The sequence below is a fragment of the Bernardetia sp. ABR2-2B genome (assembly GCF_037126435.1).
Taxonomy (GTDB): Bacteria; Bacteroidota; Bacteroidia; order Cytophagales; family Bernardetiaceae; genus Bernardetia.
This window is the reverse complement of the sequence record NZ_CP147020.1, coordinates 5,172,460-5,194,576: the sequence shown is the minus strand read 5'-3', so window position 1 is coordinate 5,194,576 and position 22,117 is coordinate 5,172,460. Positions and strand designations below refer to the sequence as shown.

General features: G+C 32.2%; 18 protein-coding genes. 12 read left to right on the top strand and 6 right to left on the bottom strand.

The window, feature by feature from the left end; translation table 11 throughout:
* Positions 1-4: 4 nt before the first annotated feature.
* The 5 genes from WAF17_RS21885 (at position 5) to WAF17_RS21865 (ending at position 5,587) form a co-directional block, all read left to right on the top strand.
* A complete protein-coding gene (locus WAF17_RS21885) occupies positions 5-682 on the top strand; it encodes a porin family protein (RefSeq protein ID WP_338764448.1) in 678 nt (225 codons plus the stop codon).
* A 224-nt stretch (positions 683-906) separates the two neighbouring features.
* A complete protein-coding gene (locus WAF17_RS21880) occupies positions 907-1,032 on the top strand; it encodes a hypothetical protein (RefSeq protein WP_338764447.1) in 126 nt (41 codons plus the stop codon).
* A 57-nt stretch (positions 1,033-1,089) separates the two neighbouring features.
* Positions 1,090-1,959 (top strand): hypothetical protein, encoded by an 870-nt coding sequence (locus tag WAF17_RS21875; RefSeq protein ID WP_338764445.1) that lies wholly within the window; start codon positions 1,090-1,092, stop codon positions 1,957-1,959.
* A 109-nt stretch (positions 1,960-2,068) separates the two neighbouring features.
* Positions 2,069-2,755, top strand: coding sequence for a WbqC family protein (locus WAF17_RS21870; protein WP_338764443.1), 687 nt, complete (start codon positions 2,069-2,071; stop codon positions 2,753-2,755).
* 294 nt (positions 2,756-3,049) lie between these two features.
* A complete protein-coding gene (locus WAF17_RS21865; protein WP_338764441.1) occupies positions 3,050-5,587 on the top strand; it encodes an ATP-dependent Clp protease ATP-binding subunit in 2,538 nt (845 codons plus the stop codon).
* A gap of 81 nt (positions 5,588-5,668) precedes the next feature.
* Here the strand turns inward: WAF17_RS21865 and WAF17_RS21860 are convergent, their stop codons facing one another.
* Together WAF17_RS21860 and WAF17_RS21855 are read right to left on the bottom strand one after the other, a co-directional pair.
* The gene (locus tag WAF17_RS21860; RefSeq protein ID WP_338764440.1) at positions 5,669-6,052 is read right to left on the bottom strand and encodes a hypothetical protein; all 384 of its coding nucleotides are present in this window, start codon (positions 6,050-6,052) and stop codon (positions 5,669-5,671) included.
* 171 nt (positions 6,053-6,223) lie between these two features.
* Positions 6,224-6,592 (bottom strand): hypothetical protein, encoded by a 369-nt coding sequence (locus WAF17_RS21855; protein ID WP_338764439.1) that lies wholly within the window; start codon positions 6,590-6,592, stop codon positions 6,224-6,226.
* A 410-nt stretch (positions 6,593-7,002) separates the two neighbouring features.
* Between WAF17_RS21855 and WAF17_RS21850 the strand changes: the two genes are divergently transcribed.
* The gene (locus WAF17_RS21850) at positions 7,003-7,245 is read left to right on the top strand and encodes a hypothetical protein (RefSeq protein WP_338764438.1); all 243 of its coding nucleotides are present in this window, start codon (positions 7,003-7,005) and stop codon (positions 7,243-7,245) included.
* On the opposite strand, the gene WAF17_RS21845 is transcribed toward WAF17_RS21850, so the two are convergent.
* A complete protein-coding gene (locus WAF17_RS21845) occupies positions 7,203-8,405 on the bottom strand; it encodes an anhydro-N-acetylmuramic acid kinase (RefSeq protein ID WP_338764436.1) in 1,203 nt (400 codons plus the stop codon). The genes WAF17_RS21850 and WAF17_RS21845 overlap by 43 nt on opposite strands.
* A 233-nt stretch (positions 8,406-8,638) precedes the next feature.
* Between WAF17_RS21845 and WAF17_RS21840 the strand changes: the two genes are divergently transcribed.
* On the top strand, positions 8,639-10,237 hold the full coding sequence (locus WAF17_RS21840; RefSeq protein WP_338764435.1) for a DUF5723 family protein: 1,599 nt from the start codon (positions 8,639-8,641) through the stop codon (positions 10,235-10,237).
* Positions 10,238-10,633: 396 nt separating this feature from the next.
* Here WAF17_RS21840 and WAF17_RS21835 read toward each other — a convergent pair whose 3' ends face one another.
* Positions 10,634-11,278, bottom strand: a complete 645-nt coding sequence (locus tag WAF17_RS21835) for a HupE/UreJ family protein (protein ID WP_338764434.1) — start codon at positions 11,276-11,278, stop codon at positions 10,634-10,636.
* 330 nt (positions 11,279-11,608) lie between these two features.
* Between WAF17_RS21835 and elbB the strand changes: the two genes are divergently transcribed.
* The 5 genes from elbB (at position 11,609) to WAF17_RS21810 (ending at position 16,817) form a co-directional block, all read left to right on the top strand.
* Positions 11,609-12,307 (top strand): isoprenoid biosynthesis glyoxalase ElbB, encoded by a 699-nt coding sequence (gene elbB / locus WAF17_RS21830; protein WP_338764433.1) that lies wholly within the window; start codon positions 11,609-11,611, stop codon positions 12,305-12,307.
* A gap of 227 nt (positions 12,308-12,534) precedes the next feature.
* Positions 12,535-13,113 (top strand): DUF4178 domain-containing protein, encoded by a 579-nt coding sequence (locus WAF17_RS21825; protein WP_338764432.1) that lies wholly within the window; start codon positions 12,535-12,537, stop codon positions 13,111-13,113.
* Positions 13,114-13,194: 81 nt separating this feature from the next.
* On the top strand, positions 13,195-13,983 hold the full coding sequence (locus tag WAF17_RS21820; RefSeq protein ID WP_338764431.1) for a hypothetical protein: 789 nt from the start codon (positions 13,195-13,197) through the stop codon (positions 13,981-13,983).
* A gap of 138 nt (positions 13,984-14,121) precedes the next feature.
* Positions 14,122-14,997, top strand: a complete 876-nt coding sequence (tatC, locus tag WAF17_RS21815; RefSeq protein ID WP_338764430.1) for a twin-arginine translocase subunit TatC — start codon at positions 14,122-14,124, stop codon at positions 14,995-14,997.
* Positions 14,998-15,281: 284 nt separating this feature from the next.
* Positions 15,282-16,817, top strand: a complete 1,536-nt coding sequence (locus WAF17_RS21810) for a SpoIIE family protein phosphatase (RefSeq protein ID WP_338764429.1) — start codon at positions 15,282-15,284, stop codon at positions 16,815-16,817.
* Between the two features lie 41 nt (positions 16,818-16,858).
* Here WAF17_RS21810 and WAF17_RS21805 read toward each other — a convergent pair whose 3' ends face one another.
* Together WAF17_RS21805 and WAF17_RS21800 are read right to left on the bottom strand one after the other, a co-directional pair.
* Positions 16,859-18,757: an ABC-F family ATP-binding cassette domain-containing protein gene (locus WAF17_RS21805; RefSeq protein ID WP_338764428.1), complete on the bottom strand. Its 1,899-nt coding sequence runs from the start codon at positions 18,755-18,757 to the stop codon at positions 16,859-16,861.
* Between the two features lie 182 nt (positions 18,758-18,939).
* Complete coding sequence (locus WAF17_RS21800) at positions 18,940-22,008, bottom strand: amidohydrolase family protein (protein ID WP_338764427.1); 3,069 nt, start codon at positions 22,006-22,008, stop codon at positions 18,940-18,942.
* Positions 22,009-22,117 lie beyond the last annotated feature (109 nt).

The window sequence follows — 22,117 nt, the reverse complement described above, 5'->3', positions numbered from 1 at the left end:
TTTTATGAAAACAATCAATAAATCATTTTCTAAGTTTTTCTTTGCCCTTCTTCTTGTGGCAACTATTAGTTTTTCAATCAGCTTTTCTTCTTATGCACAATCTACAACTTCATTTGGTATTAAAGGTGGAGTAAATTTAGCTAATTTTAGAGGTGAAGATGTAAAAGATGCTTCTAACAGGACAGCATTCAATATTGGAGCTTTGCTAAATTATAGTGTTGCTGAAAGTGTTGGTCTTTCTTTTGAGGTTGATTACTCTTCTCAAGGTGCTGTCAATGAAGGTAGCACTCTAAATGTAGGTGGAATAGATATAACTACTGATGATGCTACAGTAAAATTAGATTACCTTCGTACTACTCTTCTTTTTAATTATTATATGGGTAGTTCTGAAATGAACATCCGTCCAGAACTATTCGCAGGTCCTTATTTAGGATTTTTACTTAATTCACAAGCTAAATCAGGAAGTGGTGATTATGAAGATTATCCAGATAATACATTTAAAGGTACTGATTTTGGTGCTGCATTTGGTGCTGGTCTTCATATAAGAGTAGGAGAAAGAATGTGGTTAGTACCTGATGTTCGTTATAACTTAGGTCTTTCTAATATTTATGATAGTGATAATGTTACTGCTCGTAATGGCGTTTTATCTGTAAACTTAGGTCTTACTTTTCCATTAAACTAAGAAATTTTAAATTAGGAAAACAAGAGTAAAATAATTAAAAACTCTTCAAAAATATCAATGATTGATATTTTTTGAAGAGTTTTTTATGTCTATTATTCGCTAACAAAAGTATTTTCATTTTTTTTTAAGAAAAATAGAAGTTTCATATCCGTTTTAACCTCTTTCTCAGATTATAGTATAAATACTTCCACGGAGGAAGACTATCACTCTATAAATTTTGTTTTATGAAAACTTATGTTATTTCACTCTTTGCCATAATCGCTTTGTGTTCAGCTTCTTTTTTTACCAGTCAGTATTACAATGGTCTTTATCAAAAAGATTCTTATCAATATATCGGCAAAGCCAAGTGACGGCAATCTTTGAGCGACAGCTAGAGATTAATTTTAATACTTAAAAAAAAAATAAAAATGAATTTTTTAAAAACGTGTATTTTTCTATTAATTACTACTACAATATCAAGCTGTTTTTTTCAATCTAAAAAAAATGATACTGACAAAACTCTTGATTGTAATGAGATGATTATGGATTCTCCTCGGTGTGATGACTGTACTGGATATTTTGGCTTGTATAGTGTTGATTTGTATGGAATAGGAGATAACATTAATAGAGCAAGTGGAGGTATCTATAAAATAGAAAACAATATAGTTAAAGACCTTGATGGAGGTTCTTGGTTTGTAAATGATTTGGAGTTCAAGAAAAAAATGAATGGATACGGACATTTAGGGTTTGGGGGGAATAAACCTGATTTTGATGAGTATTGGGGAAAGACTATTCGAGTAAGTTTGAATGGTAATAAGAAAGAAAATATTGATAGCATCTCTACACAACTTTACTTGCCCAAAAAAGTAAGTATAAATTTTAAAATAGACAAAGAAAACGTTTCAAAAGAAAATTATTATGAGCCAACAAAACTAAAAAAAGGTAAGAATATAATCATGACTTGGAATAAAGATAAAGAATACAAAGGGCAAGTATTAATTACGATGAGATTTAATAAACCTCTAAACTATGTACTAAAAAATACTAATGAATTTAGTGATATTAGTTTAGGTAAAACTTGGACTCCAAAAGGAACAATGAAAAGAATTGTGAGAACTACTTGCCAAACAGACAATGGAAATTTTATAATGACTTCTCAATGGTTTGAAGATATTGATTTAAAAGAGATTTTTTGGGTTTATTTATCAAAAAGGACATCAAAAAAAATCAAGAATGAAAATAATACGTTTATGATTTTTAGTGATTATGATGTGCATAAAAGTTTTAGAATTGATTAACAATTTATTTATATAAATATTATTTGTCTAACTTTAACTAGGCTCTGCAAGTTTGAAATTATGTATTTAGCATTCTACTGTTTATTTGTATTTTTACAAATCTATCAAAATGAAAAATCAAAAAAGAATGCAAAATATACTCATAGAACTTCATCATCTCCCTTGTTTAGATTATTGGAAAACTATCTTAGAAGCTCATAATTTAGGAAAAGAAGTAATTTTAGAAGCCCACGAAAATTTTAATAAACAAAGCTACCGAAACCGTACTTATATTTTAGGGGCAAATGGAAAACTAGCTTTGACTGTTCCTGTTCAGAAAGGAAGTCAGAAGACGCTCATTACAGAAGTAAAGATTGATTATAAAACAGATTGGAATCGTCAGCACTGGCAAAGTATAAAATCAGCTTATGGAAAAAGTCCTTTTTTTATTCATTATGCTGATTTTTTAGAACCAATTTATGAAAATCCTCCTGCTCTCTTATGGGAATTTAATTACAAACTACTGACTATCTGTCAGAAATTACTACGTACTTCTATCCCTTTACAAACAACAGAAAGTTTTGAAAAAGAACCCAGTAACGAAATATTAGATAAGCGAAACACTATTTCACCAAAAAAACCTGCCATTTTTTCACATAAACCTTACTATCAAACCTTTGGCAACAAGTTTGAAAATGAAGGTAGTCTAACTGATAATGAAGAAAAACAAAACACTATTTTTGAAAACAACTTAAGTATTTTAGACTTACTCTTTAACGAGGGTACAAATGCTCTAAACCTTATCAAATCTTTATAAAAGAGCAAGTCATTATCTATCACATAAAAAATTCTACAAAAAGTAAAAGAAAGGAGTAAGAGTAAGTAAATCAATAAGTTAATTCTATTGAAAAATTAGAATCTAAAGTTTAAAGTAGTTTATAAAGCAGTACAGACTAAACATTTTATTGCTTTACACCGTTCTAAAGTTGTAAATAACAGATATTTTTTGCTTATTTATAGAATAGAAAAACCAAAATAGTTGCTTTAAAAATTAGATATAAAGCAATTATGAAGAAGATATATTTTACCAAAATCAATATACAACCTGCTTATGGAAGCCAAATTTTCAGATAGAGTCAAAGAAGTAATTTCTCTTGCTAGAGAAGAGGCTTTAAGGCTTGGACATGATTATATAGGTACAGAACATCTATTGCTCGGAATGATACGAGAAGGAGAAGGAAGTGCCATCAATATTTTAAAAAAATTGGGTGTTACGGTAGAAGAACTCAAAGCCGAAATCGAACGCCATTCACAAGGAACAGCAACATATAATGTTCGCAATCTAGCCAATATTCCTCTCACTCGTCAGGCTGAAAAAGTCTTGAAAATAACATATTTAGAAGCAAAAATTTTTAAAGCTGACTTAATCGGTACAGAACATTTGCTTTTATCTATCTTGAGAGATGAGGATAGCATTGCTACACATATTTTAGAAAAATTCAATATAACCTACGAAGTAGTAAAAGAAATGCTCCAATATCACACTGACAAACCCATCACATCTGCAACAGAAGATGATGATGATGAAGGACGTATTTTTGGTGGTGGAAGAGAACCCTCTGGAGGAGGAAGTTCATCTCAAGGAAAATCAACCGAAAAATCACGTACTCCTGTTTTAGATAACTTTGGTAGAGACCTTACCAAACTTGCCGAAGATGACAAATTAGACCCAATCATTGGGCGTGAAAAAGAAATTGAGCGTGTAGCTCAAATTCTTTCTCGTCGTAAGAAAAACAATCCTATTTTGATAGGTGAACCAGGGGTTGGTAAAACTGCCATCGCCGAAGGTTTAGCCTTGAGGATAGTGCAACGCAAGGTATCACGTATTTTATTTGGTAAGCGTGTCGTTACGCTTGACCTTGCTTCACTTGTTGCAGGTACAAAATATCGTGGACAGTTTGAAGAACGTATGAAAGCTGTTATGAGCGAACTTGAAAAAAATAGAGATATTATTCTTTTCATTGATGAGCTTCATACAATCGTTGGTGCAGGTGGCGCATCAGGCTCTCTTGATGCCTCTAACATGTTCAAACCAGCACTTGCTCGTGGCGAAATACAATGTATTGGTGCAACGACTTTAGACGAATATCGTCAGTATATTGAGAAAGATGGCGCATTAGCTCGTCGTTTTCAAATGGTTATGATTGAACCTACTGATGTAGAGGAAACCGTACAAATTTTAGATAATATTAAAGACAAGTACGAATCTCATCACCATGTAAAGTATGATGAAGAAGCAATTAAGGCTTGTGTAACACTTTCAGAGCGTTATATTACAGACCGTTTCTTGCCAGATAAAGCAATTGATGTTTTGGATGAAGCTGGTGCAAGAGTGCATATTAATAATATTCACGTTCCAGAAGAAATTACGAAACTAGAAGCTGATATCGAAGACGTAAAAGTAGAAAAAAATCAAGTTGTGAAAAGCCAAAAATACGAAGAAGCTGCACAACTTAGAGATAAAGAAAAACGCCTAATTGAAAAATTAGAACGTGCAAAATATAAGTGGGAACACGAAACACGCAAACAAACTTATCCAGTTACAGAAGATAATATCGGAGAAGTAATTGCGATGATGACAGGAATCCCTGTAAAACGTGTTACACAAAGTGAAGGACAAAAGATTTTGGGAATGAAAGAAGCCTTGACAGGAAAGGTTATCGGACAAGACCAAGCTGTTGTCAAACTTACAAAAGCAATTCAGCGTACTCGTGTAGGATTGAAAGATCCAAATAAACCAATCGGTTCTTTTGTTTTCTTAGGACCAACAGGTGTAGGTAAAACAGAACTTGCAAAAGTATTGGCTACTTATCTTTTTGACCGTCCAGATGCACTTATTCGTATCGATATGAGTGAGTATATGGAGAAATTCTCTATCTCTCGTTTGGTAGGTGCGCCTCCGGGATATGTAGGTTATGAAGAAGGTGGACAGCTTACTGAAAAAGTTCGTCGTAAACCTTATAGCGTCATTTTGCTTGATGAGATTGAGAAGGCACACCCAGATGTTTTCAATATTTTATTACAAGTGCTTGATGATGGAATCCTTACTGATGGCTTAGGTCGTAGAGTAGATTTCAGAAATACTATTATTATCATGACTTCGAATATTGGAGTTCGTCAGCTCAAAGACTTTGGTGCAGGTGTAGGTTTTTCTACACAAGCTAAAGAAGATATAAGTGGCGATTTGATGAAAAATACTATTCAGAAAGCTCTAAAGAAAGCATTTTCTCCAGAGTTTTTGAATCGCTTAGATGATGTAATTGTCTTTAATTCTCTTGAAAGAGAACATATTCACAAAATCATTGATATTTCATTGGATAAACTTTTCCATAGAATTAAACTTTTGGGATATGACATTGAACTAACAGAAGCTGCAAAAGACTTCTTATCAGAAAAAGGTTTTGATAAGCAGTACGGAGCAAGACCACTCAACCGAGCTATCCAAAAATATTTGGAAGACCCAGTTGCCGAAGAGCTTTTGAAAGGCGAAGTACAGGAAGGCGATACGCTAATGGCAGACCATAAAGAAGGTGAACCAGAACTGACTGTCAAAATCAAAAAGCAAAAAACAAAGAAGACAGAGGAATAAGTGATTTTTGAACTCTCGTTTTTAAGAAAATCCCTTTTCAATTCATTTTGAGAAGGGATTTTTTTGTGTTTTGGTGATATTTTATTCTTGTTTGGGAATTTCTGTTTTGATGAGTTTTCCATCTTCCCAAGTTTCTGTTTTGATTAATTTTCCTTCTTGATTACAATGATATTGTTTTCCATGATATTCTCCATCTTTCATTTCTGCCTGCCATTCAACATTTCCATTTTCATAGTAATCTACAAATGTTCCATTCTCTAGCCCATTTTTAAATTCTTCTTTCATTTTAACAAATCCATTCTTCCAGTATTCAAAGCATTTTCCATCTTCATCTCCATTTCTTTCTCTAGATGTATATTCTAGTTCTCCTGTTTCATAATACTCTATGGTTTCTATTATTTTTATTTTGATAACTGTACTATCCTTTTCTGTATTAGGTTCATATTCTGTACTATATTTAATCATACTTTTTACATTTCCATTTTCGTAATAATAAATTTCTATAGAACCTTCTACACTATTAAAAGTGTTACATTTTAATTTTCCAAAATAATAATATTCAAGTTGTAAGCCTATTCTCTTTCCACAAAGATAATTTTCATTTGCTTTTAGTTGTCCATTCTCATAATAATATTTTCATTGTCCATTTCTATTCCCATCTAAAATTTTTGTTAATTCATTATTTTTATAAAAACTTCCTGTATTACAGTATGCAAACCCTAAAACTTCAATTCTAATCGCATTTGTTTCAAAAACACAATCTTTAAAACTCCCCTGTGCCTTTATCTGTCCATTTTCATAATAAGAAATAAAAGTGCTATCGTATCGATTATTTTTGACAAAACCTTCCACTTTGAGTTGCCCACTTTCGTAATATTCTTTTATTGGAATAGGTTGTTTTTGATTTTTAGTAGTGTCTTGCTTTTCTTTTTTGTTTTGGGCAAAGGAATTTTGTGAGTAGAAAAATAGTAAGATTGAAAACGAAGTAAGTAGGTATTTTTTCATAGAATTACAATAGATTAAAATTAAACAAAAACATTCATTACTTTTAATCACGTTGATTTTACACAAATTGCTGCAAGACTTTTTTACCGTTTTTCATTAAACTTTTATCTTAGTAAAGTCGAAACAAATTTTATTCTTGACTTGAATTATCTATTTTACTGAGTTTCTGTCTTTCCTGTTTATCAACTAAGGAATCAGACTTACCGAAAAATCATAAAAAAACACACAATGTAATTTTTATTCTCAAATAAAACCATTACATTTGTATTAACAACCTACCACACATACTAATCTTGTCAATTACTATTTTGCTTGAAATTTATTTTTTTTGATTATTTCTTTAAAAAAAAATATTTTAAAACTGTTGATTATCAAAGCAAAACACACAACTAACAAAAAAAATAATTATAATGAATCATTCTAGTAGTAAAAGAAAATTCAAACTAACAACTTTGCAATGGTCAGCTCTTATCATATTACCTTTGTTTGTTTTTGCTCTTTTTATGAAGATACAAGAAAGGCAAGAAGCTGAAAACTACTCTGAACTCTTTAGTACAGAAGATAATCATAAAGAAAATTACATGATTCAAACAGTTTCTCAACCTGTTATTCATAATCCTGAAGAGATAGAAAATTCTGACTCTGCTAAATAAATACTTCCTCCACAACTATTTTTTGTTGCTCCTGTAACGGAAGCTAATGTATTGATTTCTCCTCTAAGTCTTAAAATGCCCAAAAAAGCGAAAATTAGAGCTTCTTTATAGGAAATAAGCATTTTGCTCCCCTTTTCTACATTGATATTTGGTAAAAACTCTTGCAAATAATTGATTAACAAATCATTGTAAGCTCCTCCTCCTGTGACTAATACTTTCTTTTTTGATTTTGAGAAGCTCTCTGATTCAATTTTTTTTATACTTTCTGCAATCTGAAAAGCTGAATGATATGTACAGGTATGTAATAAATCTTTAATTGTTGATTTTTCTAACTCTAATAAAGGAAAAACAAACTTTTCTACCCATTCTCTACCTAAAGATTTAGGATAATCTTCTTTATAAAAATCTAAATCATTTAATTTTTGAAGTAATTCTTTATTTACTTTTCCTTCTTTGGATAAATTTCCTCCTTTATCATACTCAAAACCTAATTTATTAGATAAATAATTTAATACCATATTACAAGGACAAATATCAAAAGCAAAACGAGTATCTATATTGTTTTTATCTGCACTATCTTTATTAAAAGAAATATTTGCTATCCCCCCCAAATTCAGACAAAAATCATAGTCAGAAAAAAGAAGTTGATCGCCTATCGGAACAAGTGGTGCGCCTTGTCCACCCAAAGCAACATCAGTTTGCCGAAAATCACAAATGACTTTAAAGCCTGTTTGAGCTGATAACATTGCCCCATTTCCCATTTGAAAAGTAAAACCAATCTCTTGTTTTTTTTCTTTTTTTGAATTAGGCTGGTGAAAAATAGTATGTCCGTGCGAAGAAATGCAATCTAAATTTGACTTTAGGGAAAAATTAAACTTACTACTTTCTTTACTTTGTAAAACAAATTTATTTACTTCTTTTACTAAAAAATTTGTCCATTCTGCTTCTAATTTTTTGAGTTCTAAAGCTGATAAAAGATGAGCATTTTGTAATTTTTGTTTCCAACTTTGATTATATTCTACAAATCCTGTTTTGATAATCTCATAATTCCATAGTGAGGAATCATTTTTTGTATAATTTTCAAACTGGCAAAGTGCAATATCAAGTCCATCTAACGAAGTTCCTGACATGAGTCCAATACTGTGATAAATATTTTTCATAGGTGGTTCTGAAATAAGAATAAGTCTATTTAATAATTATAAAATGATATTTTATTTTAAAATACGTAATTAAAAACTCAATAAAGTTGTTTGTTTGAAAGAATCTAAGTAATTTTTGATACTAATTACAAAACAAGATACTATCCTTTTTCTTAACATCTTTTATTTGTATTTTTGTCTATCAATCTTTATACAGCATTTATGATTTTAGTTAAAGGTTAATCAATAAATAAATGAAATCAACTTTCCTACTACAACGATTTTCTAAAACTTTGATGGTTAATAATAAATTAAAAATAGTTATACCAAAAATACTATTTTTTACTATTACTCTTTCATTTTGGATAACTAATACACTTTTTGCACAAGAATTAACTTCTTATGGAGTAACAGGAAGGGGAGGTGTGGCCACAACTTTTGCTACTGATTATCAAGCCATTGGAGTAAACCCTGCTAACTTAGCTATTCGTAAGAGTTTTAGAGACCCAAAAATTACATTTGGCTTTCTGGAGGGTAATATTGGCTTTTATACAGAAAATATAACATTTGACCAGATTCTGAAAAGTTATTTTCCAAAAACTTTTAATAGTGGAGATAACTATCAACTTACTTATCCTCAAAAGGAAAAAGCAGCAAGAGACTTGACAAGTGGTTCTATTTCCACTACCATAAACTCTACCTTATTTGGTCTTCATCTTAGCTCTGAAAAGCTTGGTGGTTTTGCTTTTAGCATTCGTGATAGACTGGATTTTTATAGTAAAACAAATTCTACACTTAGTGAAATTTTATTTTTAGGACAAAATGCTTCTTACTTTACAAATCTTTTGTTATCAAATGGACAAACTATTGCCAATAGCTCTGACTTGCCTCAAGCTACAAGAGACCAAGTTGTTTTTGGTTTTCGTCCAGAAAATGAATCATTAACGTATGGAGAAGTTATGAATAACTCTACTGTTCAGATGCTTTGGACACGAGAATATAATTTTGCTTACGGAACAAAAATAGTAGATAGTTATAATGTACAAGTATTTGCAGGGATTGGCGTTCGTTATATTAGTGGTATTACACTTATAGATTTAGAGGCTAGAAATAATGTATTCATAGGCGAAACAATTGCTCTTTCTCCCTCTTTTCCAGTAGAAGGTTTCAGTATTGATAGTCCTACAAATCTAGGTTATGAGCCTAAAAAAGGTTTTGCTCGTTTTGCTACTCCCAAACCCATAGGAAATGGCTATGGAATTGATTTTGGGTTAAATATTGTCATTAAAAGGAATTTATATTTAGGAGCTTCTCTTGTAAATTATGGAAGAATGTCTTGGACAGGAAATGTTTATAATATAACAAACGGAATTTTGGCGCAAACGCAAGGAAGAGGTTTTGATAACTACAATTTTATAACCTATTCATCAGAAACATTTCAGTTAGGAGGAGAGGGTTCAGCTTTATCTTGGGAAGGTAGCGAAAAATTTGACGATGAGCTTCCTGCTATGTTGCGTTTGGGTGGTAGCTATGAGTTTTTCAAAACGGCTCATTTAGGATTTGACGTAGTTGTACCTCTTAATATAGATGCCCCTGGTAGTTTGGCAAGTAATTTATATGCTATTGGTGGAGATCTTCGTTTGAGCAAACTACTAACACTTTCTTCTGGAGTCAGTACGGGAGGTAATCAAGACTTTAACATCAATATTCCTGTTGGCTTAACGTACCACGCACGAAGAGGACACTATGAAGCAGGGTTTAGTACACAAGATATTACTTCTTTCATTTTGGATATAGAAGATGGAGGAAATAATATTTCTTTTGCTCTTGGTTTTCTAAGGTTTAAGTTCTAGGAAAAGTTTTGTTATGCCTGAACAAAAATAGAATTCTTTTTTATGCTAAATTTTGCAAATAGTTCAAGGCAGTAGTAGAAAAACGTGAACTCGGGTTTTAATAAGCTATAAATCAACTATTTACACGCTATTTTCTGCATTCTGTTCCATCGGGACTATATGTTGGTAGAAAATAAAAGATTAAAATCAAATTGTTCCGTAGGAACTACATATAAATCTTTGATATGGAGAAATAAATATACAACTCCTAAAGGAGTAAAGAGCTTCTTTTTTGCTTTATTTGCTACCAACATTGAACTCCTAAAGGAGTAAAAATTGAAAAATATAATACCGAGTTCACGTTATAATATTGAGTATATTTAATAAAACTTTGCCGTTATCCTATCTAACGACATTCTATTCAAAAAGAGCCAATGTCTGCATCACAAAAAGATGCAAAGCAAAAACTAAAACAATAGCAGACAGAATTAACTTCCAACGATTTTTTGTAAAGTCAAGATACTTCATCATTACAAAACCAATAGCTAAACCTACCAAAACGACTAAAATTTGAGCTATTTCCAAACCAACATTAAATCCTAAAAGAGGAGAAAATAAAGAGTCAGGTAACATCTGACGTAAATAATTAGCAAAACCCAAACCGTGTATCAGTCCAAAAAGCAGAGCAATACTATAACGACGAATCATTTTTGATGAAACTATTTTTTCATCTTTATTTGGTAAGTCTAAAATATCTAAATCTATATTTTTTGATTTATCTTCTGTCTTTGTAAAAAAATTTAAGATACAAACGATAATAATTGTCAAAGGAATAAGCCATTCAATCACAGAACTAGGAATTGGTGAAATATCAGAAACTGTCAAAAGCAGAGTAACAGAATGCCCAACTGTAAAAGCAGTAACTAATAAAAAAACTTTTCTCCATTCTGAAAAAGTATAAATAGCACTCAAAGCTAAAATAAAAAGTAAATGGTCGTAGCCCTCTGGAAATTGTAGAATGTGTTCGATTCCCATTCCCATAAAAGTAAAAAATTCGTTCATTTTTAGTGAGTAGATTTAACGTTATTGATTTATAATACAAAACTATTATTTTTTTTGATATAAAAATCAATTTTCAGTTTCTTTATAAATTCTCATTACTGAGCATACGTTTATATTTTCTAATTCAAACTGATTTTTATATTTTTGAAGTAATACTATAAATACTGTTTAAGAATTTGTGATTTTCTTAGAAATGCATTTGTAAATGCAATTCTACAAGAGATAAAACCTAACCTTTGTTGGTGTTTTAGCGTAACGACACCAACAAATACCCACCTATTCTTAAACAACTATATAAAAAGATTTTCCACAAAAAAAATAAAAGTAGTTATGAAAATAGGTGTTTTGTTATCAGGTTCGGGCGTTTATGATGGCGCAGAAATTCAGGAATCAGTTTTGATTTTATTGGCTTTAGAACAAGCAGGTGCATCTTATTTTTGTATCGCTCCAAATATAGAGCAGCATCACGTCATCAATCACATGACAGGAGAGCAGATGAATGAAAAAAGAAATGTTTTGATAGAATCGGCACGTATTGCTAGAGGAAACGTAAAAGATTTAGCAGAAATAAGTGTTGAAGATATGGATGGACTTGTTATGCCAGGGGGATTCGGAGTAGCCAAAAATTTTACAAAATGGGCATTTGAAGGAGCAAATGGAGAAATAAATACAGACGTAAAACGATTAGTAAATGAAATGGTAAAACTAAACAAACCCATTGCAGCCGTTTGTATGTCGCCTACCACAGTAGCAAAAGCACTAGAAGGGACTGGAATAGAAGCAACACTAACAGTTGGCACAACAAGCGAAAAATCACCCTATCAAATTGCAGATATTAATGTAGAAATGACAAAAACAGGCGCAAATCCTGTAATGTGTACTGTAACAGAACTTATTTCTGACGACATCAACAATATTGTTTCTTCGCCTTGTTATATGATGGACGCAAGTATCAGTCAGATAAATGAAGGAATACAAAAAACAATTGCTAAACTCGTCGAAATGGTAGCATTACAAAAAGAGAGCTAAGAAATAATAATGACGACTGCTTTGATACATCAAATCACTTATAATTGATGTAGTAATTTGATGTATTTTCCTTTTGAAAAATATTTCTCTCAACAAAATCAGTCTGATTTACGTTTTATAAAACTAAAATCATTACTTTTAAAGCTTGACTTGAAATTATTCTTTAAATACATAGAGAATAAAAATAGTCAGATAGAAATTTTTCCACCCATACAATCACTAACTATATGCCTTTCGGATTTTTTAAAAAGAAGAAAAAAGAAGAAGATAAAACTCCTCATTACGACCCTAATAATATCAGAATTACAGATATTCGTGCTGGTTTTTTCTTAGAATATGATGCAAAAACTTGGGAAGTAGCCGAAGAATATGAATATGATTGGGGGGATAACGAATTTTCTTATTCTTTTTTGTTGCGTAGCGCAAATGAAGAAATTTATTTAAGCCTAGAAGATGAAGGCGAATTAGAAATTGCTCTGACAAATAAAATTCGTTTGATAAAATTAGGCGAAGATTTGGACGACCAAATTGCAGAGAACGAACGCCCTCCAAAGACAATTACTTATGAAGGCGTAAAATATTATCGTGATAATGAAAGCCCTGGATATTACAGAAATACGGCTACTACAAAGCGTGAAGAATCTGTAGAGATGATTACTTGGGATTATTATGATGATGACGAAGAAAAAACTATCTCAATAGAGCAGTTTGGAGAACGAGATTTTGAGGCATATATTGGAGAGTATGTAGAAGAGTATGAGTTTTCTAATATCCTTCCTTCTAGTGAGCCTCCTGTTGCTTTATAACTCCATTCTCAAAAGAAACTCTAATTCAAACTAACATTTACCAAAATTTATCTAATTATTTTTAAATCCATATAATAAAAAATGAAAATTCAATATATTCAATATCTTTCTGCTGCTTTCTTAGTAGTTTTTTCATCTATGTTTCTGACTTCCTGTGGAGGAAGTTCTGACAAAGTAGTAAAAGACCCAGTCGATAATTATACTCGTGATTTGGGCAAATACAAAACCTATTCTGTCATTTTACATGACATGGACTTAGAAGAAAATACATTTAGTAGTGATGTTCATAAGCACCAATACAAATTTATATTACCTGCAAAAGATACAACAGGTGGAAAAATAGTGCGTGATTCTCTTTCTGGTTGGGTTGTCGTTCCAGAAAAAACATTTAACAAAAACTTAGATAACATGGGAATGGAGCTTGTTTCTAAAAATGAAGACGGTAAAGTTTCAAAAATCCCCTCTCCTCCTGGTTATAATAACTATGTAGGAAATAAACGTTATGGCTCTTGGCAAACAAACAGTAGTGGAAACAGCTTTTGGGCATTCTATGGACAGTATGCTTTTATGAGTTCTATGTTTGGAATGATGAATAATCGTCCTATTTATAGAAGTTCATACAATGACTATAATCGCAATTATAGAGGTTCAAGACCTTATTATGGAACTACTACAGGTGGAAAACGTGCTTATGGAACAGGTTCGGCTGCTTCAAACTCTATGAACTCAAAGAGTAGATTCAAGTCTAATGTAGCTAGTAAAGTAGGGCGTAGTAGCTCTGGCTCTTATACTCGTTCTTCATCTTCTCGCTCTAGTAGAAGTAGTGGTTCATCTTCTCGCTCTCGTTCTTCTTCTGGAGGTGGAAAATAAATACTATTCTCTGTATTTAGATTTTTTATAACTAAATCCTTTTCTAATTTATGATTGAATTAGAAAAGGATTTTTTTTAATGCGTATATTTGCACTTACAAACCAGCACTATTAAAAAAAGAATAAAGATAGCCTTCAATGAACGATTCAGAAACAGTTTTAGTAGAAAACAAAAACTCTTCTTTACCTTCTACTATTAACAATGGAAAAGAAATGGGAGTTTTAGATCACTTGGAAGAACTGCGTTGGCATGTCATTCGGGCAGTTTTGGCTATTTTGGTTTTTACGGTAGTTGCTTTTGTAGCAAAGGATATTGTTTTTGGTAAGATTATTTTAGGACCATCTAAAATTAATTTTCTGACCTATCAGTTTTTCTGTAAAATGTCTAGTATTACCTGTATTGATAGTTTGCCTTTTATTCTTCAAAATCGTGTCATGACTGGACAATTTACGATGCACATTGCAGCTTCAATTGCCTTTGGTTTTATATGTGCTTTTCCATATGTTTTTTGGGAAATTTGGCGTTTTGTAGCACCTGCTTTGTACAATGAAGAGCGAAATACGGCACGAGGAGCAACTTTTTTTGTATCTCTTTTATTTGCTATTGGTGTTTTTTTTGGCTATTTCTTGATTGCTCCTTTATCCATTAACTTCCTTTCCAATTATCAAGTTGATGCAACAATTCTAAATGAAATCGATATTTCTTCTTATGTAACTACGGTGGCAATGCTTACTTTGGGTTGTGGACTTATGTTTCAACTTCCTATTGTTGTGTTTTTTCTTTCTCAAGTGGGAATTGTTACGCCTGAATTAATGAAAGCCTATCGCAAACATTCAATTATTGTTATTTTATTTATTTCTGCCCTTATTACTCCTCCAGATGTAATTAGTCAGTGTTTAATCGGTATTCCTATTTGGTTTTTGTATGAAATGAGTATTCTAATTTCGGCTACTATCCAAAAGAAACGAAATTTAGCTGTTGCAAAAGCAGAAAAATTAAGAGAAGCAAAGTAAAAATGTATTTGTTTTTTCAACTTTTCAATATAAAGCCAAGCATTGATTTAAAAAATTAATGTCATCAGTAGAAAGCTATGGCACTAAATTGCTAAAAAAGTCAAAGTATTATTGCCTTACCGTTTAACTAATCTGATTTTTTTGTATAAAAAAAAACTATATCTAAATAGTTTAGTTATCTAATCAACTATTCTATTATTTTTCCTTCTAATCTATTTTTAAACTTTATTGAAAGTATGATTATAAGCAAACAGAAATAGTTATTTTTTTTAACTCTGTTAGATATGTTAGATACCGTTCCATTTTTACAAATTCCTGAAAACTTACCTCCTGAAAAGCACCGAGATTTTGCTATCCTTACTATGGTCGGAATACTTGGGTTTTCAGCTCATGTAGTATTTTTGGTTTGTTTTCTGATTTTTGGAGTCTATTCAATGGCTTATTTTAATGTTGCTAGTTGCTTTCTTTTTGCTGTTGTTTTTATGGCAAACAGGCAGATAGATTCTAATAGTGCTACTTTATTAACCGTTGCTATTGGAGAAATAATCTTACACGCTATTTTTGCAGTTGTCATTATAGGTTGGGATTCCAACTTTCATTACTACCTTTTCTTGGCAATGATGACTTCATTTTTGGCAAATAATTTTAGTAAGAAATCGTATGTGTCCAATATTATTGCTTTTATTTCTTATATAGGTCTTTATTTTTATACTTCTAATTTTGCACCCATACAAGAAATTTCTGAAACAGGAATGTTTACTTTTGGAATAATGAACTTGATAAGTGCTGGGGTAATGGTAGTTACTATTACAGCATACTTCAATTATGTAGCAAGCGAGTCAGCTAAAAAGTTTATGGCTTCTAACACTGAACTTTCTCAACAAGCAGAAGAGCTAACGACACAATCTGAAAAATTGAGTAAAGCCAATAAGCATACCATGGATAGTATAAAGTATGCTTTACGTATTCAGGAAGCTATGCTTCCTTCCTCTAAAGAATTATCTCAAATTCTAGGAAATGAAAATTATATGGTTTTTTATAGTCCGAAAGATATTATTTCGGGTGATTTTTTTTGGTGTAAAGAGACAAACAATAAAAAAATAATAGTTGTGGGAGATTGTACAGGACATGGCGTTCCGGGGGCAATGCTTACAATGATAGGAGAGAGTCTTTTAAATGGAATTGTAGAAAAAGGAATTACTCAACCTTCTCTTATTTTAGATGCTTTACAAACTTATTTTTCTACATTATTTATTAGTAGAGATGATGTCAGAGACGGAATGGATATTTCTATCTGTACGATAGATAATAAGCAAAACCGACTTTCTTTTGCAGGTGCTAAAAACCCTCTTATCTACATTCAAAACAATGAAATAAAAATAATAAAAGGAAATAGAATGAGCATAGGACAAACATTTACTCGTAAGTTTATGCCTAGAGACTTTACTAATCATCAGATAGATATTAGAGTTCCAACTACTTTTTATATGTATTCAGATGGCTACCAAGATCAGTTTGGAGGAGAAAATAACACAAAATTTTATAGTAAAAACCTAAGAAAGTTATTACTAGAAGTATCAGAACAACCTATGAAAAAACAGCGTCTTATTTTGAAAAGAACGCTTTTTAAATGGAGAAACCTCAGAAACCAAACTGATGATGTTATTGTATTTGGGTTCAAAATTGACCCTAATAAATCAATAGAAAAAACAAAAAGTTTGGAAGAGCAAATACTTGAAAGCGAATATGAAAATAATGAAATTAGCGATGAGGTTATCCAAAAACAATTGGAAATAGACCAAATGATAAACAAAAAATAGTCTTGCTCAAATTAGGTTTTCAGCTATTGATTTTTAAATCTCTATTCTCTTTCAGAGAGTTCCAACCAACGCATTTCCTTTTCATCAAGTGAATCAACAATAGTTTCCATTTCAGAACTCCACTTCGAAATTTTGTCATAATCTGTTTCTCCACTATTCATAAGAGCAACTAGTTCTGCTTTCTGTTTAGTTAGTTTTTCAATATCTTTCTCTAGTTGTTCAAGTTCTTGTTTTTCTTTGAAACTTAGTTTGTTAGAAGTATTTGTTTTTACTGGTGCAATCGAATGAGCATTTTTATTAGAAGGCTTATTTTGAGACTCTTTGAGCTTTTCGGCTTCTTCTTCTCTATAATCAGTATAATTTCCATTAAAATCTCTAATTTCTCCTTCTCCTTCGAACACAAAAAGATGTTCTACTAAATTATCTAAGAAATACCTATCATGAGAAACCAAAATCAAGCAACCTCCATAATTAGATAAAAATTCTTCCAAAACAGAAAGCGTTTGCAAATCCAAATCATTGGTAGGCTCATCAAGAATTAAGAAGTTAGGCATCTTTATCAAAATCTGTAAAAGCTGCAAACGTCTTTTTTCTCCTCCAGAAAGTGTACCTACATTTTTATACTGTTGTGCTGGTGGAAAATTAAATTGCGTCAAAAGTTGTGAAGCTGAAACTTGATGTTTACTCTCTTCTGAAATTGTTGCTACTTCTCCAATCTGTTGAATGACTTCAATCACTCGCATAGAATCATCAAAAGAAGGTGGCATCTGCGTATAATAACCAAAATGAGTATTTTCTCCTTTTTCAATATGTCCTTTTGTTGGCTCTAATGCACCTGTCAAAAGAGAAAGAAAAGTAGATTTTCCTGCTCCATTCTTACCAATAATTCCTATTCGCTCTCCTCGTACAAACTTATAATTAAAGTTATCAAGAATTTTCTGTCTTCCTCTATCACTTTGAAAGTCAAAACTCACATCGTGAAGTTCAATAATTTTCTTTCCTTGGCGTTTTGACCCAAATTGAATATCCATATTATTTCCCTCTGGACGATTACTAGCCTTTTCTTTTATTCCTTCAAAAGCTTCTACTCTATATTTTGCCTTTGTTCCTCGTGCTTTTGGCTGTCTTCTAATCCAGTCCAACTCCTTTTTCATGTGTTGGTATGCCTTATCTGCCTCGGTGTGTGCTTGTGCAACTCTTTCTGACTTTAGCTCCAAGAACTGTCCATAATTTGCCTCGTAACGATAAATATGACCGTTATCCAACTCAAAAATACGGTTACAAATTTTATCCAAAAAGTATCTATCGTGAGTAATCAGCAGTAACGTTGTGTTGGCAGAAGCCCAATAATTTTCTAGCCATTCGATAGTTGCCAAATCCAAATGGTTGGTAGGCTCATCCAAAAGCCACAAATCAGGCTCATCTAAAAGTAGTTTTGCAAGAGCAACACGCTTTTTCTGTCCACCAGAAAGTTGTGCAATTGATTTTTGTGTATCTTCTAAACCTAATTTTGAAGTAATTTCTTTTATTTTAGCATCATACGCCCAAGCATCCAAACGTTCCATTTCGTTCATTGCTTTTTCCATTCTCTCAGCATCCTCTATATTTTCAGGCAAAATGGCATTTTCGTAATTACGAATCGCTGTGATAGTTGGACTATCAGCCTGTACAATCGCTTCCCAAATCGTTTTGTTTTCAGGCAAATCTGGGTCTTGAGCCAAATAACCTACTCTCACACCTTGTCTCAAACTAACGTCTCCTTTATCGGGCATCGTTATTTTGGCTAAAATCTTCAAAAGCGTAGATTTTCCTGCTCCATTTTTACCTACCAAAGCTACTTTTTCACCTTGGGAAATTCCAAAATTCAAATCATTGAAAAGGAATCTATCTCCATACGTTTTTGAAAGGTGTTCTCCCGAAATGAGGTTAATTGCTGCCATTTTATATATATTTTTACTCGTTTTTTATCTTTACTACTTTCTTATTTTTTGTGATGCAAAGGTAGTGTTTTTTTATGATTTTGTTTACTAAAAACTAATTTCTGTTTTTTTAAACTATTAAACCCTAAGAGTCTTAAAGACTCTTAGGGTTTTGGGAAAAATCTCAATTAGAAAATAAAAAATTACTTTCCTTCATTTACAGTTTTCCAATAATCAAAATCTATTTCTTCACAATCCCATAAATGTTGCTTTCTAAACTTTATTCCTGTTGTTGCTGCGCCACCTTCTTTTGCTGAAATCATTTTTTGAATAATTCTCTCACGTTCAACAGCTAATTCTTGACGTAATTTCTCATCATTTTCTCTGTCGAAATAAAGAATACCATCAACAAATGTTTTTTCAGCTTTTGCATAAACTGACAAAGGATTATCAGACCATAAAACAACATCAGCATCTTTTCCTACTTTGATACTTCCTGTTCGGTCAGAAATCCCTAACATTTTTGCAGGATTAAGAGTAACAAACTTCCACGCCTCTTCTGGAGAAACACCTCCATATTTTACAGTTTTGGCAGCCTCTTGGTTTAGTCTTCTACCCATTTCGGCATCGTCAGAATTAATTGAAGTCAGGACTCCAGCTTGATTCATAAGTGCTGCATTGTATGGAATGGCATCTTTTACCTCATATTTGTATGCCCACCAATCCGAAAAAGTAGAACCAGCAACGCCGTGTTTCGCCATTTCAGGAGCAACTTTATAGCCCTCCAAAATATGCGTAAATACATTTACTTTAAAACCGAATTTTTCAGCCACACGCATCGTAGAAAGAATTTCGGAAGCAACATAAGAATGGCAAGAAATAAGACGTTCTCCATTAATGATTTCTAAAAGAGTTTCCATTTGCAAATCTGTTCTTGTTGTGTTTGGATTTGCTTTTTTGGCTGCTTCATACTCTTTTGCTCTCGTAAACGCATCTGTCAGAAACTGCTCAACTCCCATTCTTGATTGTGGAAAACGATTATATTCTGCCCAATTCGAATGTTTTACATTCTCTCCCAATGCAAATTTGATTCGCTCTGGTGCGCCTTTGATTTTCATTTCTTCGGCTGTTTTTCCCCAACGTAATTTTACCACAGCAGACTGCCCTCCAATTGGGTTTGCAGAACCATGTAACTGTTGTAGAGCCACAACGCCACCAGCCAAATGACGATAAATATTTACATCTTCTGGATTGATAACATCTCCAATCCTAACTTCCGAACTGTTTGCATACACACCTTCATTTACACCACCAGAGATTGCGATATGAGAATGTTCGTCAATGATTCCACTTGTGAGGTGTTTTCCTGTTCCATCAATTGTTTTTGCTCCTTTTGGTGCAGAAAGATTTTTTCCTACTTTACTTATTTTTCCATTAACAAGTAAAACATCTGTATTTTCCAGTATTCCTTTTGCTTCACCATCGGCTTCATTTGTCCAAACCGTAGCATTTTTTATCAAAACAGTTTCAGCTTTTGGTTGTGTTTGAAACGCATAAGGAGCAAATGGAAAAATTGGTTTGAAGGCTTGTAGTGTCGAATCTACTTTTGGTGCATCTCCAATTGCTTGATTAATTTTCATGTTAGAATCTGAATTTTTGGCATTCCACGAAATCCATTTACCACCTGCTGTGCGTGTAGAGCCTTCCCAGTATTTTCCTTCCGAATCGTACCAACCTGTAAGGCGAGTAGCTTCTGTTTGGTTTTGAGGAGAAAATTGAAGTGCAAAAATTCCTTTTTCATAGGTTGCTTTTGCTTTCAGTGTATCTTTTCCATCAATGATTTTATAATCCAAGTTATCTTCTTCTCCCGAAACTTCCAACTTATAAAGTTTTGGTTTGCCTTCTTCTTCCAACGTCAAATCATAAATTCCTGCATACGAAGAGTTAGGAAAAGGAACAATTTCATTTTTTTGACCTTTTACCCAGTTTTGATGTATTTTTGTTTTTGATAAAAAAAAATCCCCAGAAGCGATAATAAAGTTAGCAATTGCACCCTTTTTCAAAGTTCCTAAATTATTTTCTTCTCCAATAAGATTGGCTGGTGTATAAGTAAGAGCTTTTAGAGCTGCTGTTTTGGAAAGACCTGCACCAACTGCTTTTCTAAGATGTTCCAAAAACTTAGACTTGTCTTTTAGTCCGTCTGTTGTGAAAGCAAAATTAACTCCTGCTTTTTCAAGAATAGCTGCATTTGAGGCTGCATATTCCCAATGTTTGAGAGCTGTAAATGAAATAAATTGAGCATCTAAAGGATCATTTATATCAAAAGCATTTGGGAAATTTAGAGGAATAATAAAAGAAGCATTTGTATTTTTGATTAAATCAACGGCTTGGTATTCGTCGCCACTTCCTTTAAAAATATATTGTTTTCCAAACTCATCACCTAGTCTATCAGCACGAATCGCATTCATTTTATCATCAACTTCGAAGATTTGAGGAAGGTTTTGTAGTGTGTTCCAAGCAGAAAGAGTAAGGTTTTTGTCTTTTCCTGCTCCTGTTGAATACCATTTTCCATCAAGGTATGTTTGGCGCAAAAGTGCCATCGAACCCATCAAAGAAGTAGGATAAGATTGTGAAGAAGAACCTTTATTAAAAGAAAGTCCTGCTGCTGCGTCTATTTTGTAAAGCTGCTCATTTGCTGTTCCATTTCCTAAGAACACAAGCGCAGAAGTTCCTCTCACAATTCCATCTTGCTGGTTAGAAAGAGTTGCTCCAAAACCTAGCTTTCTCAAACTTTCAGCTTCTTTTTCTGCTGATTTGTCTTTTGGATTAAACATTTCACTTGCTTTATGATGTGCTTTTACGGCTTCATTGTTGCCGAAAGCATAAGGTGTTTTGGGGTTAAGTTGCAGTTGCCACCAAGCTCCTCTTTTTGTTTTTTCAATAGTTGGCATTCCATAATCAGAATACAAATCAATAAAAGAAGGATAGATTATTTTTCCTTTGAGGTCTTGAATTATTGCTCCTTTGGGAATAGTTACGCTTGTTCCGACTTCCAATATTTTGCCGTCTTTAATAACTAAGGTAGCATCAGAAATCTTAGTTTGATAATCTGTATAAATGGTAGCATTTGTGAAAGCATAGACAGTATTGTTGCGCTCATCTGTAATGCCATTCGTATAAAATGTTTGTTGTGCAAACGTTTTCTGATAGGAGAACACAGACACAAACAAAACTAAAAAGGCTATAAGAAGCTGATTTTTAGAATTTTGCATAGGGAATAAAGTGGGTATGATTAATTTTTGAAAATTATTATAGGCAATTTATATAAACCTATCGTTTTATTTTTCTTAAAAAATGATAAATCAATAAAAAAAACCTTCA

Excerpts from the sequence above, each read along its gene's own strand:
- WAF17_RS21885 (WP_338764448.1), top strand. The coding sequence starts at position 5 with ATGAAAACAATCAATAAATCATTTTCTAAGTTTTTCTTTGCCCTTCTT.
- WAF17_RS21880 (WP_338764447.1), top strand. The coding sequence starts at position 907 with ATGAAAACTTATGTTATTTCACTCTTTGCCATAATCGCTTTGTGTTCA.
- WAF17_RS21875 (WP_338764445.1), top strand. The coding sequence starts at position 1,090 with ATGAATTTTTTAAAAACGTGTATTTTTCTATTAATTACTACTACAATA.
- WAF17_RS21870 (WP_338764443.1), top strand. The coding sequence starts at position 2,069 with ATGAAAAATCAAAAAAGAATGCAAAATATACTCATAGAACTTCATCAT.
- WAF17_RS21865 (WP_338764441.1), top strand. The coding sequence starts at position 3,050 with ATGGAAGCCAAATTTTCAGATAGAGTCAAAGAAGTAATTTCTCTTGCT.
- WAF17_RS21860 (WP_338764440.1), bottom strand. The coding sequence starts at position 6,052 with ATGATTAAATATAGTACAGAATATGAACCTAATACAGAAAAGGATAGT.
- WAF17_RS21855 (WP_338764439.1), bottom strand. The coding sequence starts at position 6,592 with ATGAAAAAATACCTACTTACTTCGTTTTCAATCTTACTATTTTTCTAC.
- WAF17_RS21850 (WP_338764438.1), top strand. The coding sequence starts at position 7,003 with ATGAATCATTCTAGTAGTAAAAGAAAATTCAAACTAACAACTTTGCAA.
- WAF17_RS21845 (WP_338764436.1), bottom strand. The coding sequence starts at position 8,405 with ATGAAAAATATTTATCACAGTATTGGACTCATGTCAGGAACTTCGTTA.
- WAF17_RS21840 (WP_338764435.1), top strand. The coding sequence starts at position 8,639 with ATGAAATCAACTTTCCTACTACAACGATTTTCTAAAACTTTGATGGTT.
- WAF17_RS21835 (WP_338764434.1), bottom strand. The coding sequence starts at position 11,278 with ATGAACGAATTTTTTACTTTTATGGGAATGGGAATCGAACACATTCTA.
- elbB (WP_338764433.1), top strand. The coding sequence starts at position 11,609 with ATGAAAATAGGTGTTTTGTTATCAGGTTCGGGCGTTTATGATGGCGCA.
- WAF17_RS21825 (WP_338764432.1), top strand. The coding sequence starts at position 12,535 with ATGCCTTTCGGATTTTTTAAAAAGAAGAAAAAAGAAGAAGATAAAACT.
- WAF17_RS21820 (WP_338764431.1), top strand. The coding sequence starts at position 13,195 with ATGAAAATTCAATATATTCAATATCTTTCTGCTGCTTTCTTAGTAGTT.
- tatC (WP_338764430.1), top strand. The coding sequence starts at position 14,122 with ATGAACGATTCAGAAACAGTTTTAGTAGAAAACAAAAACTCTTCTTTA.
- WAF17_RS21810 (WP_338764429.1), top strand. The coding sequence starts at position 15,282 with ATGTTAGATACCGTTCCATTTTTACAAATTCCTGAAAACTTACCTCCT.
- WAF17_RS21805 (WP_338764428.1), bottom strand. The coding sequence starts at position 18,757 with ATGGCAGCAATTAACCTCATTTCGGGAGAACACCTTTCAAAAACGTAT.
- WAF17_RS21800 (WP_338764427.1), bottom strand. The coding sequence starts at position 22,008 with ATGCAAAATTCTAAAAATCAGCTTCTTATAGCCTTTTTAGTTTTGTTT.